This window comes from Herbaspirillum sp. WKF16, from assembly GCF_028993615.1.
GTDB lineage: Bacteria > Pseudomonadota > Gammaproteobacteria > Burkholderiales > Burkholderiaceae_D > Herbaspirillum.
Genome location: NZ_CP118632.1, coordinates 2,924,023 through 2,938,265, shown reverse-complemented (window position 1 = coordinate 2,938,265; position 14,243 = coordinate 2,924,023). Strand labels below are relative to the sequence as shown.

Sequence of the window (14,243 nt, the reverse complement as noted above, 5' to 3'; positions counted from 1 at the left end):
ACGATGAGACAGCCCGAGCCGCACGCCATCCAATCCCCCACGGCCGAGGCGCCGCAAGCCGGCCGCCGCAGCCTGCTCAAGGCCTTCGCCGCCGCGCCGCTGCTGCCGCTGGCCGGCGGCGCCGCCGCGCTGCTGTCGGCCTGCGCCGCGCCCGGCGCGGGCAAGCCCTTCGCCTCGGCGCGCTTTACCGGCATGCCGGCGCCGACGCTGGCCGATCCGGCCGCGATGGCCTCCACCACGGTCGGCTCGGCGCTGGAAGTGAGTTTCGCCGACGGCAGCAGGCAGAGCTACAAGTTGGCTTACCAGCCCTTCTTCATGACCGGCGACATGGTGCCGGACGGTCGCGGCGGCAGCATCCTGGCCGGCGGCTACGTGGACATCGACAACCGTCCCATCATCGACCGCTCGGTGCCGGGCCGCGAACGCCAGTTCTTCTCGGACTGCCCGGACGGCTCCTCGCTGCTCTCCATCAAGGGCGCCAGCGTGCCGGGCGTGAAGGGCAACACGGTGTTCGCCGTGGTCCAGTTCGAGTACACCACGCGCGACCAGAAACAGGCCGCCATGTACGGCCAGCTGCCGTCGCCGATCGCGGTGCTGACGCTGGACCAGGATCCGTCCACCGGCAAGCTGTCGCTGGTCAAGTACCACAACGTCGACACCTCGCAGGTCAACGGCTTGTGGATCACCTGCGGCGCCAGCCTGTCGCCGTGGAATACCCACCTGTCGTCGGAAGAGTATGAGCCGGACGCCTCGGCCATCGCTTCCAACCCGCAATTCAAGGGCTTCAGCCGCAACCTCTACGGCGATGAGGCCAAGGCCAATCCATACCACTACGGCCACCTGCCGGAAGTCACCGTCAACGCCGACGGCACCGGTTCGATCAGGAAGCACTATTGCCTGGGCCGCATCTCGCACGAGCTGGTGCAGGTCATGCCCGACCAGCGCACCGTGCTCATGGGCGACGATGCCACCAACGGCGGCCTGTTCATGTTCATCGCCGACCGCGCCGCCGACTTGTCGGCCGGCACGCTCTACGTGGCGCGCTGGGAGCAGGTCTCGGGCGAGGGGCCGGGCGCCGGCAAGCTGTCGTGGGTGAAACTGGGCAGCGCCACCAGCGCCGAGGTCAAGGCCATGGCCGACCGCTACAAGTCGACCGACATCATGGACATCCGCACCAGCGACCCGGCCGACGGCTCGTTCTCGAAGATCCCGTTCAACGGCAAGTTCAACTGGGTGCGCGTCAAGCCCGGCATGCAGAAGGCCGCCGCCTTCCTGGAAACCCACCGCTACGCGGCGCTGGCCGGCGGCAGCCTGGGCTTCACCAAGATGGAGGGCACCACCGTCAACGCGCGCGACAAGGTCGCCTACTCGGCCATGTCCTATGTACAGGCCTCGATGCTGGACGGCTCGGGCCACATCAAGGTGCAAGGCCCCAAGGCCGGCGCGGTGTACGCGCTGAACCTGCGCGGCGGCCAGCGCGACGCCGCCGGCGCGGCCATCGACAGCCAGTGGACGCCCGTCGACATGGCGCCGCCGGCTGAACTGGTGGGCGTGGACCTGAAGACGCCGGACGCCCTGGGCAACCTGGCCGCGCAGGACCGCATCGCCAATCCCGACAACATCAAGTTCTCGGAGAAGCTGCGCACCCTGTTCATCGGCGAGGACAGCGGCATGCACGTCAACAATTTCCTGTGGGCCTACAACGTCGACACGAAGGCGCTCACGCGCGTGCTGTCTTGCCCGGCCGGCGCCGAATCGACCGGCCTGCACGCGGTCGACGAGATCAACGGCTGGACCTACGTGATGAGCAATTTCCAGCACGCCGGCGACTGGGAGAAGGGCTTGCACGACAAGGTCAAGGACACCCTGGACCCGCTGGTGCGCGCCAACTACAAGGACCGCTTCGGCGCCACGGTGGGCTACCTGACGGGGCTGCCGCAGGTCTGACCGCAGCATCCGGGCCAGGCGCGCCTTCGATACGCGCCTGCGGCGCTACTCAGTCCGAACGGTGGTTGGGGATGTCGCGGCAGGAGAACCGCCCATCCGTTCGGGCTGAGTAGCCGCGCAGCGGCGTATCGAAGCATCCCGGGCAGGCGCGCCTTCGATACGCGCCTGCGGCGCTACTCAGTCCGAACGGTGGTCGGGGATGTCGCGGCAGAACCACCCATCCGTTCGGGCTGAGTAGCCGCGCAGCGGCGTATCGAAGCATCCCGGGCAGGTGCGCCTTCGATACGCGCCTGCGGCGCTACTCAGTCCGAACGGTGGTTGGGGATGTCGCGGTAGAAGAAGCACCTGTCCGTTCGCGCTGAGTAGCCGCGCAGCGGCGTATCGAAGCATCCCGGGCAGGTGCGCCTTCGATACGCGCCTGCGGCGCTGCTCGGTCGGAACGGAGGTCGGGGATGTCGCGGCAGGAGAACCGCCCATCCGTTCGGGCTGAGTAGCCGCGCAGCGGCGTATCGAAGCGGCGCCGACAGACGCGCCTGCAAGCGCATGGCGCGCCGCTGAAATATCAGGCGCCGGGAACGCAATCTGCTACGATCCGGTCGTATCAGCTTGCTCCGCCCGCCTGCCGATGACAAAAACGAAAACGAGACTGCTGTTCCCGCTGCTGTTAGGCGCCGCCGCCCTGGCCGGCTGCGCGGGGTCTCCGACGCCGCATGGCGAGGTCAAGGGATCGTCGGCCAGCTCGCGCGAAATGGCGCAGTCCGATACCAATCGCGTCGCCACCCTGGCCATGCGCGCCAACCTCGATGCGCTCTACCTGCTGATGGACAAGCTCTATCGCCGCAATCCGGGCGAATGGAAGAAGACCACAGTGGGGCGGGAAGAGGCGGAAAAGAAAGTCAGGGATGCCGTCGAATTGCGCCAACCCTGGCCGGAGCTGCAGGGCAAGCGCGACATCGCCGCCATGGCGCTGGCCCTGTCGCCGGATTTCAAGGGCGACCGCGTGGCCGCCTTCACCCATGCCACCGCCGACATGCTCATCGTTGCCCACGGCAACAAGATCGAGTTCTACCTGGTCGACGGGCTGGACGCCCAGCACCTCTACAACGCCGCGCGCAACGTCGAGATCGGCGCCTGGATCCTGGCCAGCCGGCGCAACGCCGCCGGCGCGCCGCTGCTGCTGTCCGACGAGATCGGCAGCGACGTGCGCAACCTCAGTTTCGAGCGGGAGTTCGGCAAGATCGTGGGCCGGCTCGACCTGATGGCGCTGTTCGTCACCGAGAAATACCGCCGCGCCGGCATCAGCTATGTGCAGAACCTGCTGGGCGGTTCGTTCCTGCAGTTCCTGCCGGTGCGTTGACCGCCGACTGGCCGCAACCCTCGCCGTGGGGCGCGATCACGTAGCCGCCGCGGCCGCTGGCCTTGGCGTGGTACATGGCCTTGTCGGCCGCCTGCAGCAGGCTGTCGGCGTCGCAGTTGCCGTCGCACAGCACGATGCCGATCGATACCCCGAGATGGAACTGCGCCGAGGCCAGCCATAGCGGCTCGGACACCGCCTTGATGCATTTCTCGGCCAGCACGCGGGCGCCGTGTTCCAACGGCGCTTCCAGGTCGGTCGCCAGCAGCACGAACTCATCGCCGCCCACCCGCGCCAGCGTGTCGCTGCGGCGCGCCACATGGCGCAGGCGCCGCGACACTTCCTGCAAGACCTGGTCGCCGGCCTTGTGGCCCAACTGGTCGTTGATCGGCTTGAAACCGTCGAGGTCGAGGAACAGCAGGACGATGCCGCTCTTGAGGCGGCTGGCGCGCGCCAGCGCTTCTCCCATGCGTTCGGCCAGCATCACGCGGTTGGGCAGGCCGGTCAGCACGTCGTGGTGGGCCTGGTGCTGCAGTTCCGACTGGTGCAGCTTGAGGCGGGCCAGCAGGCCGTTGAAAGCCATGGTGAGATGGCCGACCTCGTCGCGCCGCGCCACCGGCAGCGGCGACAGCGGGATCTCGCCGCGCGTCATCCCGTCGGCCAGCGCCGCGGCCAGGCGCAGCGGCCGGAAAAACCAGAAATAGGCCAGCACCACCAGCAGGAAGATCACGCCGCCCTGGATCATGCCGCCGCGCGCGATCAGGGCGCGCATGCGCTGCACCGTCGGCAGGGCCTGCGCCAGCGGCTGGCGCACTTCCACGAACCAGCTGGTGCCGGGCACCGAGGCGAAGGCCTTGATTTCATTCACGCCGTCGGCGTCGGGGCCGATGCCATGACCGCGAAAGCCCTGTACGGCGCTATCGAGCAAGCCGTCGGCGCCGGCCGGCAGCGGCTTGAAGATCAGCGCCGGATCGTTGGAGGCGATCACCAGCCGGCGCGCCGGGGAAACCAGCAGGAAGCTGCCGGCGATGCCCAGCCTGGCCTCTTGCAAGTGATTGAGGAAGCCCTCGGCATCGAGTTCGGTGGATGCGCCCAGCACGCCGGCGACCTTGCCCGAGGCGTCTTTCAGCGGCGCCAGCATGGCCAGGATCGGTTCCTTCGAGGCGGGGCTGATCAGCGGTTCGCTGATGACGACGGCGCCGTCCATCACCATCCGGTAGTCGGCGTAGGAGGCCAGCGAGAGGGCGCGGCGGCCGCTGATGGTGGGGTAGTCGAGTACGATCAGGCCGTCGTTGTTGGCTACGAACAGGCCGCGCGCGAAGATGGGTTGCAGCTCCTGCCGTTCCTTGATCCATTCGAGCAGGCCGGCCGGATCTTCCAGCAGCGCCGGCGGCACCTGGGCCGCCAGGCGTTCGAGGAAGTGGCGCCGCTCCTGGATGCGGTAGCCGATGTCCTGCGCCAGGTAGCCGGCGATGGTGCTTTGCTGCTCGGCGGCGACCTTGGCCTGGTCTTCTTCGAGGAAGCCGACCAGGATCTTGTAGCGGGCGATGGCGCTGATGACGACGACCAGGATGCCGAACAGCACGAGGCGGGTGATGAGGCTGTTGGCGAAGCGTCGGATCTTCATCGGCGGCGTTGGTCTTGTTTTTCTGCCTGGGCGCGCGATCCCTGTTTTCCGCGCGCGGCGTTTTCCCCCTTGGAAAACGGGCATTGCCCGCCATTGTGCCACCGCGCGGGAATTTTGTCGGGACGATTACATGCGTAACGATCCGGGGGCGCCGCCGGCGACAGCCCCTTACGCCGGCTCGGCGTGTTCCACCATCAGTTGCACCGTGGTCTTGCCGTTGTATTCGTTGGCGTCCAGGCGGAAGGCCACGGTGGCGTAGTCGGGCAGGGCGTCTGCGTGGCCGAACCAGATGGCGTCGTACTTGCGGCCGTCCTTCTCCAACTGCAACTTCAGGTGCTTTTCCTTGAGGATGCGCTGGTTGAGGACCCGGAAGCGGTCGCAGAACACCGGCGGCGCGAAGCCCTGGCCCCAGACCTGCTCGTCCATGACGCCGATGAACTGCACCGAATAGTAGGCGTCCTCCAGCGCGCCGTCGGTCTCGATCACGCGCTCCAGCTGGTTCTGCGTGAGCCAGTCGCGGCCGACTTCCTCGAAGGCCTGGCTGAAGGCGTCGAAGGCGTGGGCGTGGATGGTCAGGCCGGCCGCCATGGCGTGGCCGCCGAACTTGGTGATGACCGAGGGCGCGTGCTTGGACACCAGGTCGAGCGCGTCGCGCAGGTGGAAGCCGGCGATCGAGCGGCCGGAACCCTTGATGAAGCCTTCGTCGCCGGGCGCGAAGGTGATGGTGGGGCGATAGAAGCGGTCCTTCAGGCGCGAGGCCACGATGCCGATCACGCCCTGGTGCCAGGAGGGATCGAACACCGAGATGGTGCGGCGGTCGGCCGGGTTGAAGTCGTCCAGCAGGTTCAGCGCGGTGTCTTGCATGCCGGCTTCGATGTCGCGCCGCTCGCGGTTGATGGCGTCGAGCTGCTGGGCGATGGCCCAGGCGCGGCCCTCGTCGTCGGTGGTCAGGCATTCGATGCCCAGCGCCATGTCGGCCAGGCGGCCGGCGGCGTTCAGGCGCGGGCCGACGGCAAATCCCAGGTCGAACGGCGTGGCGCGCCGCGCCTCGCGTCCGGCGGCGCGAAACAGCGCGGCGATCCCGGGGTGCATCTTGCCGCTGCGCATGCGCTTCAAGCCCTGCGCCACCAGGATGCGGTTGTTGGCGTCGAGCTTGACCACGTCGGCCACGGTGCCCAGCGCCACCAGGTCCAGCAGGGCGTCCAGGCGCGGCTGGGTCTGGGCGTCGAAGATGCCGCGCTTGCGCATCTCCGCGCGCAGCGCCAGCAGCACGTAGAACATCACGCCCACGCCGGCCAGGTTCTTGCTGGGGAAGCCGCATTCGGGCTGGTTCGGGTTCACGATCACGCGCGCGTCGGGCAGGGTGTCGCCCGGCAAGTGGTGGTCGGTCACCACCACGTCGATGCCGCGCCGCTTGGCTTCGGCCACGCCGTCGATGCTGGCGATGCCGTTGTCGACCGTGACGATGATGTCCGGCGCCTTCTCGCGCACGGTCAGCTCGACGATCTCGGGCGTGAGGCCGTAGCCGTACTCGAAGCGGTTGGGCACGATGTAGTCGACCTGCGCGCCCAGCAAGCGCAGGCCACGCAGGCCGACCGCGCAGGCAGTGGCGCCGTCGCAGTCGTAGTCGGCCACGATGACTAGCTTCTTCTTGGCGGCGATGGCGTCGGCCAGGTACTGCGCGGCGGCGTCGATGTGTTTCAGGCCGGAAGGGGCGATCAGGGCGTTGAGCTCGCTGGACAGGTCGCGCGCGCTGGACAGGCCGCGCGCCGCATAGACGCGGGCGAGCACCGGATGCACGCCCTCGGCGATCAGCTGCTCGGCTTGCGGGATGGAGTAGGAACGGGTGGCGATGCGAATCATGCGGACAGTTTGGACAAGGAGGGTTGGCGCCAGAACTTGCGCAACGCGCCGCGTGTGACGGCGATGCCGGCCAGCCGGTCGGCGCCGCTCAGCAGCAGGTTGACGGCGTCGACGCCGCCGCTGCGCAGCGACTCCAACAGCGGCGAAAACCACTCGCGATCCAGTTCTTCCATGCGCTGCAGCCACAGGCCCCATTCCTCGGCCAGCGCCAACTCGCTCAGTTGATCCAGCAGCAGCAGGCGATGGCCGGAGCCGCCGATGACTTGGGCCGCTGCGGCCGACGCGGCCGGGCCGAAGGCGCGGGCCCAGCCGTCCAGCCCGAAGCTGGCGGCGTAGGGCGATTGCGCGGCCGCCGCGACGTCGGCGCCGCCCCAGATCCAGATCGAGTTGACGGCCTTCAGGCCCTGCATCTCGCGCTCCTCGTTGAGCGCTTCGGAGAACCACTGCATCTGCACTTCGTTCTGCAGCTTGCGCCAGGCCAGTTCGCCCGGGCCTTCCGGCATCCAGATGTCGATGTTGCGGCCGCTGGCGGCCGCCGGGGTCGAAGTGCGCAGGCCGTCCCAGGCGTCGGCGCGCAGGAACCAGGTGCGGGCGTCGCCGTAGACCAGCTCGTGGCCGATTTCGGTGAACAGCGGCGCGGCCGAGGCGAACAGCCGCCGCGACTGCGCCTCGTCCAGCGCCAGCTGGCCGATGTCGGTCAGCACCAGGTGGTCGCGCGCGACGTGGATGTGCGCCGGATGCAGCACGAACCAGCGGCCGGCTTGCGGCGCGTGTCCCAGCCCGCGCATGAGCGCGGCCGCTACCGCCGGGCTGCTGTCGGCGCCGCCGCGCGGCAGGCCGAAGCGCTGCGCCAGCCAGTGCTCGTGCGGCAGCGCGCGCGAGAAGGGGTCGTGCTCCTGCGCCGGCGCGGCGGCCCGGCCGCGGCCCAGCAGCATCGCCAGCGCCGGCGCCTGGCACTGGCGCAGCAGGTCGCGCGCGAGTTCGGCCGGGGGCAGGGCGAAGGGGATGAGGATGTCGAGTTGATTCATGGGACGGTATTTTAACGGGTGGCGGCGCGGGCTGGGCTGCGGCTGGAAAAAGGGAGCCGGTGCATTGAACGACGCTGGGTTCCTGCTTTCGCAGGAACGACAGGCAAGAGGGGCTCGAACAGGGAGAGGGGGGCACCTCCCCAGCGTCGTCCCCGCGAAAGCGGGGATCCAGTGACGTATGTCATGCATCAACGAAAGTCACTGGGTCCCGGCCTGCGCCGGGACGACACGCAGAAGAGAACTTGAACCCCCCGGTTGTTCGAGCCCATCCCTGACCTGTCGTCCCGGCGCAGGCCGGGACCCAGTGTCGTTCAGCGCAAATCGATATGCCGCCGAACTCGTCTATGTCTTCTTCCACGCATTCTTCGCCCGCTGCCGCACCAGCATCTTCACGCTGTCCGGCACCGGGGTGCGGGCGCCGTTGGTTTCGGCCGAGAGCCACAGGCTGTCCTCGAAGTGCGGCAGCATGCGCGGCGTGACGAAGCGGCTGCGGATGGCGTTGACGTGGCGGTCGCCCTGGGGCGTCTGCTGCGTGATGTAGAAGCGCTGCGGCACCACCAGGTGCAGGTGTTCCTTGGCGCGCGTCATGGCCACGTAGAGCAGGCGCCGCTCTTCGGCGATCTCGGCCTCGTTGCCGGTGGCCAGGTCGGACGGGATGCAGCCGTCCACCACGTTCAACACATGCACCGAACGCCATTCCTGGCCCTTGGCCGAATGGATGGTGGACAGCGTCAGGTAATCCTCGTCGCGGTAGGGCGGGGCGGAGTAGTCGCTGCTGGACTCGGGCGGGTCGAGCGTGAGCTCGGTCAGGAATTTCTCGCGCGAGGCGTAGCCGCCGGCCAGCGCGGCCAGTTGCTCGATATCGGCGGCGCGGGCGGAGGCGTCTTCATATTTGCGTTCCAGCTGCGGCAGGTACCAGTCGCGCGCGGCGTTGACGTCGGTCGGCCAGGGCGCGGCGGCGCGGCGCATCAGCGCGTAGGTGTCGGCGAAGGCCTGCCATTGCAGCGCGATGTTGGCCGGCGCGGCGAAGTTGAGGAGGATGTCGGCCGGATCCTGCGCCGCCGCCATCAGGTCCAGCACTTTCCTGGCGGTGGCCGGGCCCACGCCGGGGATCAGCTGCAGCGCGCGAAAGCCCGCCATGCGGCCGCTGGGGTTGTGCGCCAGCCGCAGCAGCGAGAGCAGGTCCTTGATGTGCGTGCTTTCCAGGAATTTCAGGCCGCCGAACTTGACGAAGGGGATGTTGCGCCGGGCCAGTTCCAGCTCCAGCGCCGCGCTGTGGGTGGCGGTGCGAAACAGCACCGCCTGCGACTTGAGCGTCATGCCCTCCTCGCGGTGCGCCAGCACCCGGTTGGCGACCCAGCGGGCCTGCTCCACCTCGTCCGGGATCAGCACCAGCTGCGGCTTCTGCGAGGACGGCCTGTCGCTCCACAGGTTTTTATGATGGCGCTCCGGCGCGTCGGCGATGACGGCGTTGGAAGCGGCCAGGATCGGTTGCGTGGAGCGGTAGTTCTGCTCCAGCGTCAGCACCCGCGCGGGTTGGGCGAACAGGGCCGGGAAGTCGAGGATGTTGCGCACCGTGGCGCCGCGGAAGGAGTAGATCGACTGGGCGTCGTCGCCTACCGCGGTGACGCCGGCGCCGTCGGGCTTCATACGGCGGAGGATATCGGCCTGCAGGCGGTTGGTGTCCTGGTACTCGTCCACCAGCACATGGTCGAAGCGCTCGCCCACCAGGCGTGCGAGCTCCTCGTCGCTGAGCATGTCGCACCAGAACAGCAGCAGGTCGTCGTAGTCCAGCACGTGCTGTTCTTCCTTGGCGTCGACGTAGCGCTCGAACAGCCCGGCCAATTGCGCCTCCCATTCGCGGCACCAGGGGAAGTGCGCCTGCAGCACCTGGCCCAGGTCTTCGCGGGTGTTGACCGCGCGCGAGTATATGTTGAGGCAGGTGCCCTTCAGCGGAAAGCGCTTGTCGGTGGCTGAGAGCCCCAGCTCATGGCGCAGCAGGCCCATCAGGTCCTCGGAGTCGCCGCGATCCTGGATGGTGAAGTCCGGCTCCAGCCCGATCTGCGCCGCGTAGTCGCGCAACAGGCGCGCGCCGATGGCGTGGAAGGTGCCCGACCACTGCAGCTCGGGCGGCGCGGCCGAAGGCGCCAGGCCCATCACCTGGCGGATCACCTGGCCCACGCGCCGGCCCATGTCGGCGGCGGCGCGGCGCGAGAAGGTGAGCAGCAGGATGCGGTGCGGATCGGCGCCGTCCAGGACCAGCCGGGCCACGCGATGCGCCAGCGTATTGGTCTTGCCGGAGCCGGCCCCGGCCACGATCAGCAGCGGGCTTTGCCGGGCCGGCGGCAGCTTGCTGCCGTGCTCGACGGCGGCGCGCTGTTCGGCGTTGAGCCTGGCGAAGGGATCGGCCGCGGTAGGGGGCAGGGCGTCGGCGTCGGGCGTGGCGAGATCGGGAGGCATGGGCGTGTTGCTCGGGCGGGTGCGGCGGGAAAGTCTGGTACTGTATATATAACCAGTCCACCCCGCAATACGGCCGGCGCGGCTGTTACCAAATCGCAGCGAAAGATTGCCCGCATGGCAACGAAAGCGGCGCGGCGGCCCCGGCCAAGTGTAAGCGTCGGTATCGGCCGCGAACCTCTGCCGTGATGCGCGCTCTATCGGTGACGGCCGGCGGGGCATGAGGACGGCGGGGCGGAACCCGGGGATGGGCCGCCTCTTCATTCTGTGGCAAACTTCGCGTTTCGCCTGTCGGATCGCATCGGCTCGCCCGGTCTTGATGACCTGGCCGAACCGACTTTCGTGGGTCCCTCTCTCGGAGCAATTTTGAGTCTGATTAAAAACCTGCCGTTCGAATGGCTGGTCGGCATCCGCTATACGCGCGCCGGCAAGCGCAGCGGCCGCAACAGCTTCATCTCTTTCATTTCCCTCATTTCCATGGCCGGCATCGCGCTGGGCGTGGCCGCGCTGATCGTGGTGCTCTCGGTCATGAACGGCTTCCAAAAGGAAGTGCGCGACCGCATGCTGTCGGTGCTGGCGCATATCGAAGTGTTCGACGCTTCGGGCGCCATGCGCGACTGGGAGGCCGTGGCCAAGCAGACCTTCCAGAACAAGGAAGTGCTGGGCGCCGCGCCCTACGTGGCGGCGCAGGCCATGATGACACGCGACGACAACGTGCGCGGCGTGCTGGTGCGCGGCGTGCTGCCGGACCAGGAGCCGAAGGTCTCGGACGTGGCCAAGCAAATCAAGCAGGGCGACTTCGGCGCGCTCAAGGCCGGCGAATTCAACATCGTGCTGGGCGGCGAACTGGCGCGCAGCCTGCGCGTGGGCCTGGGCGACAAGGTCACGCTGATCGCGCCGCAGGGGCAGGTCACGCCGGCCGGCGTGCTGCCGCGCCTGAAGCAGTTTACGGTGGGCGGCATCTTCGAGGCCGGCCACTATGAGTTCGACTCCTCGCTGGCCTTCATCCACCTGCAGGACGCGGAAACCCTGTTCCGCCTCGACGCCCCGACCGGCGTGCGGCTGCGCATCCGCGACATGCTGCAGGCGCCGCAGGTGACCCAGCAGCTGGCCGGCACGCTGACTGGCGACCTCTACCTGCGCGACTGGTCGCAGCAGAACAGCAACTGGTTCGCCGCGGTCAAGACCGAGAAGCGCATGATGTTCATCATCCTCACGCTGATCATCGCGGTGGCCGCCTTCAACCTGGTCTCGACGCTGGTGATGACGGTCACCGACAAGCAGGCCGACATCGCCATCCTGCGCACGCTGGGCGCCTCGCCCGGCTCCATCCTCAAGATCTTCATGATCCAGGGCGCGCTGGTGGGCCTGATCGGCACCGCCATCGGCATCGGCCTGGGCGTGGCGGTGGCGCTGAACATCGACGTGGTGGTGCCGGCCATCGAACGCGCCTTTCACGTGCAGTTCCTGCCCAAGAGCATCTATGTGATTTCCGAGCTGCCGTCCGACCTGATCTGGTCCGACGTCTACACCATCGGCGGGGTGGCGGTGGTGCTGGCCTTCCTGGCCACGCTCTACCCGAGCTGGTCGGCCGCCCGCGTCAAACCGGCGGAGGCGCTGCGCTATGAGTAATGACATGAACGACAACGGCAACAACGAGGTGGTATTGGCCGCGCGCGGCCTGGGCAAGACCTTCACCCAGGGCAAGTATTCGGTCAAGGTGTTGCAGGGCATCGACATCGACGTCAGGCGCGGCGAGCAGGCCGCCATCGTCGGCGCTTCCGGTTCCGGCAAGTCCACGCTGCTGCATTTGCTGGGCGGGCTGGATACGCCCAGCGCCGGTTCGGTAACGCTGATGGGCCGCGATTTCGCCACCCTGGGCGAATCGGCGCGCGGCGAGATGCGCAACAAGACGCTGGGCTTCGTCTACCAGTTCCACCACCTGCTGCCGGAATTCTCGGCGCTGGACAACGTGGCCATGCCGCTGATGATCCGCCGCATGAAGCGCAGCGAGGCGCAGCAGCAGGCGCGCGAGATGCTGGCCCGGGTCGGCCTGGAGCAGCGCGTCTCGCATGTGCCGGGCGAGCTCTCCGGCGGCGAGCGCCAGCGCGTGGCGCTGGCGCGCGCGCTGGTGACGCGCCCGGCCTGCGTGCTGGCCGACGAGCCCACCGGCAACCTCGACCGCGGCACCGCCGACAAGACCTTCGCGCTGATGATCGAGCTGTCGCAGACCCTGGGCACGGCCTTCGTCATCGTCACCCACGACAACGAGCTGGCCGGCCGCTGCGGTCGCGTGCTGCGCTTGTCCGAGCAGGGCTTGCAGCAGGATTGAGGCATTCCGGGTAAGCTTGCGGGATGCCGCAGGCAAGCCGCAGCAAACGAGCCGCGCGGGGAGCGCCGGCCTGAATTGAAATAGGAGCACTACGAATGAATACCCGCCAATGGCTGGAAACGCTGGTCGGCTTCGACACCACCAGCCGCAATTCCAACCTTGAACTGATCACGACCATCCGCGACAACCTGGAGCAGCAGGGCATCAAGTCCTGGCTTGCCCACAACAAGGAAAAGACCAAGGCCAACCTGTTCGCGACGCTGCCGGCCACGGCCGGCGCCAACGCCGGCGCGACCGAGGGCGGCATTGTGCTGTCCGGGCATACCGACGTGGTGCCGGTGGACGGCCAGAAGTGGGACACCGATCCGTTCAAGCTGGTCGAGAAGGACGGCGCCCTGTTCGCCCGCGGCAGCTGCGACATGAAGGGCTTCATCGCCACCGCCATGGCCATGGTGCCGGAATTCATGGCCATGCCGCGCGTCAAGCCCATGCACCTGGCGTTCTCGTACGACGAGGAAATCGGCTGCATCGGCGCGCCGGTGATGCTCGAGGAAATCGTCAGGCGCGGCATCAAGGTCGACGGCTGCGTGGTCGGCGAGCCCACCAGCATGAACGTGGTGGTGGCGCACAAGGGCATCAACGTGTTCGCCTGCAAGGTGCACGGCAAGTCGGCGCACTCGTCGCTGACACCGCAGGGCTGCAACGCCATCGAATACGCCGCGCGCATGATCTGCGCCATCCGCGATTTCGCCGACGCCTACAAGGCCAACGGCCCGTACGACCAGTTCTTCGATGTGCCGTTCACCACCATGACCACCAACCAGATCCGCGGCGGCATCGCGGTCAACACCATTCCCGAGCTGTGCGAGTTCACCTACGAGTTCCGCAACCTGCCGGGCATGACGGTGGCCGACATCCAGGCCCAGATCGATACCTACGTCAAGGAATCGCTGTTGCCGAAGATGCGCGCCGAGTTCGCCGACGCCCGCGTCGAGATCGACAACTTCGCCGGCAGCCCGGCGCTGGAAGCGGCCGAACAGGCGGCCATGACCGAGCTGGTGCGCGCGCTGACGGGCGACCGAGAAACCCGCAAGGTGGCCTACGGCACCGAGGCCGGGCTGTTCCAGAAGATCGGCATCCCGACCATCGTCTGCGGCCCCGGCGACATCGGCAACGCCCACAAGCCCAACGAGTTCGTGACCCTGGACCAGATGGCGCGCTGCGAGCAGTTCCTGCGCAAGCTGGGAACCTCGCTGCAAAGCGCGTAAGCGGCGCCGATCGCGGCGGCGCTTACAAGGCTCAGGAAAAAAGGACGCAAGCGATTGCGTCCTTTTTGTTTGCGCCATGCGGGTTTGTGCGGTTCTGCGTTAAATTCGGTGCGGGCGATTCTTTACTCATGTTAAGAGTTGCAAGCGGCGGTAAAACGGGCGACTTCACGGTAAACTCCCGCTTCCGAACCCGGTCTGAAACCGGGTATGCTGCGACGGAACGCAGCTCGCGCCGCTGGACGGCATGGGCTCCAATAACAATACGCTTCGGGGGAAGCATGCCAATCAGACAATGGCTGGCCCTCGGCGCGTGCGCCGCCCGACCCGGGCGTCGTCCTGATTCGGTTTCTGTTTTCACGCCAAGCAC

9 protein-coding genes are annotated in these 14,243 nt (G+C 67.8%); 5 read left to right on the top strand and 4 right to left on the bottom strand.

Annotation, left to right across the window (positions count from 1 at the left end; translation table 11 throughout):
* The first annotated feature begins 3 nt into the window (after positions 1–3).
* Complete coding sequence (locus Herbaro_RS13335) at positions 4–1,947, top strand: PhoX family protein (RefSeq protein ID WP_275010115.1); 1,944 nt, start codon at positions 4–6, stop codon at positions 1,945–1,947.
* A gap of 625 nt (positions 1,948–2,572) precedes the next feature.
* On the top strand, positions 2,573–3,304 hold the full coding sequence (locus Herbaro_RS13330) for a hypothetical protein (RefSeq protein WP_275010114.1): 732 nt from the start codon (positions 2,573–2,575) through the stop codon (positions 3,302–3,304).
* Here the strand turns inward: Herbaro_RS13330 and Herbaro_RS13325 are convergent.
* From Herbaro_RS13325 to Herbaro_RS13310, 4 genes are all read right to left on the bottom strand, one after another.
* Positions 3,246–4,928, bottom strand: coding sequence for a bifunctional diguanylate cyclase/phosphodiesterase (locus Herbaro_RS13325; RefSeq protein WP_275010113.1), 1,683 nt, complete (start codon positions 4,926–4,928; stop codon positions 3,246–3,248). The two genes, Herbaro_RS13330 and Herbaro_RS13325, sit on opposite strands and share 59 nt — an antisense overlap.
* 168 nt (positions 4,929–5,096) lie before the next feature.
* The gene (recJ, locus tag Herbaro_RS13320; RefSeq protein ID WP_275010112.1) at positions 5,097–6,791 is read right to left on the bottom strand and encodes a single-stranded-DNA-specific exonuclease RecJ; all 1,695 of its coding nucleotides are present in this window, start codon (positions 6,789–6,791) and stop codon (positions 5,097–5,099) included.
* The gene (locus Herbaro_RS13315) at positions 6,788–7,819 is read right to left on the bottom strand and encodes a hypothetical protein (protein ID WP_275010111.1); all 1,032 of its coding nucleotides are present in this window, start codon (positions 7,817–7,819) and stop codon (positions 6,788–6,790) included. Before Herbaro_RS13315 ends, recJ begins: the two co-directional genes overlap by 4 nt.
* A 342-nt stretch (positions 7,820–8,161) precedes the next feature.
* A complete protein-coding gene (locus tag Herbaro_RS13310; RefSeq protein ID WP_275010110.1) occupies positions 8,162–10,279 on the bottom strand; it encodes an ATP-dependent helicase in 2,118 nt (705 codons plus the stop codon).
* A gap of 363 nt (positions 10,280–10,642) precedes the next feature.
* Here Herbaro_RS13310 and Herbaro_RS13305 point away from each other — a divergent pair, with 363 nt between their 5' ends.
* From Herbaro_RS13305 to argE, 3 genes are all read left to right on the top strand, one after another.
* Positions 10,643–11,908 (top strand): lipoprotein-releasing ABC transporter permease subunit, encoded by a 1,266-nt coding sequence (locus tag Herbaro_RS13305; protein WP_275010109.1) that lies wholly within the window; start codon positions 10,643–10,645, stop codon positions 11,906–11,908.
* Positions 11,909–11,912: 4 nt separating this feature from the next.
* Positions 11,913–12,608: a lipoprotein-releasing ABC transporter ATP-binding protein LolD gene (gene lolD, locus Herbaro_RS13300; RefSeq protein ID WP_275010108.1), complete on the top strand. Its 696-nt coding sequence runs from the start codon at positions 11,913–11,915 to the stop codon at positions 12,606–12,608.
* A 95-nt stretch (positions 12,609–12,703) separates the two neighbouring features.
* Entirely contained in the window at positions 12,704–13,876 is a 1,173-nt protein-coding gene (argE, locus tag Herbaro_RS13295; protein WP_275010107.1) for an acetylornithine deacetylase, read from the top strand.
* The last annotated feature ends 367 nt before the right edge of the window (positions 13,877–14,243 follow it).

Excerpts from the sequence above, each read along its gene's own strand:
- Herbaro_RS13335 (WP_275010115.1), top strand. The coding sequence starts at position 4 with ATGAGACAGCCCGAGCCGCACGCCATCCAATCCCCCACGGCCGAGGCG.
- Herbaro_RS13330 (WP_275010114.1), top strand. The coding sequence starts at position 2,573 with ATGACAAAAACGAAAACGAGACTGCTGTTCCCGCTGCTGTTAGGCGCC.
- Herbaro_RS13325 (WP_275010113.1), bottom strand. The coding sequence starts at position 4,928 with ATGAAGATCCGACGCTTCGCCAACAGCCTCATCACCCGCCTCGTGCTG.
- recJ (WP_275010112.1), bottom strand. The coding sequence starts at position 6,791 with ATGATTCGCATCGCCACCCGTTCCTACTCCATCCCGCAAGCCGAGCAG.
- Herbaro_RS13315 (WP_275010111.1), bottom strand. The coding sequence starts at position 7,819 with ATGAATCAACTCGACATCCTCATCCCCTTCGCCCTGCCCCCGGCCGAA.
- Herbaro_RS13310 (WP_275010110.1), bottom strand. The coding sequence starts at position 10,279 with ATGCCTCCCGATCTCGCCACGCCCGACGCCGACGCCCTGCCCCCTACC.
- lolD (WP_275010108.1), top strand. The coding sequence starts at position 11,913 with ATGAACGACAACGGCAACAACGAGGTGGTATTGGCCGCGCGCGGCCTG.
- argE (WP_275010107.1), top strand. The coding sequence starts at position 12,704 with ATGAATACCCGCCAATGGCTGGAAACGCTGGTCGGCTTCGACACCACC.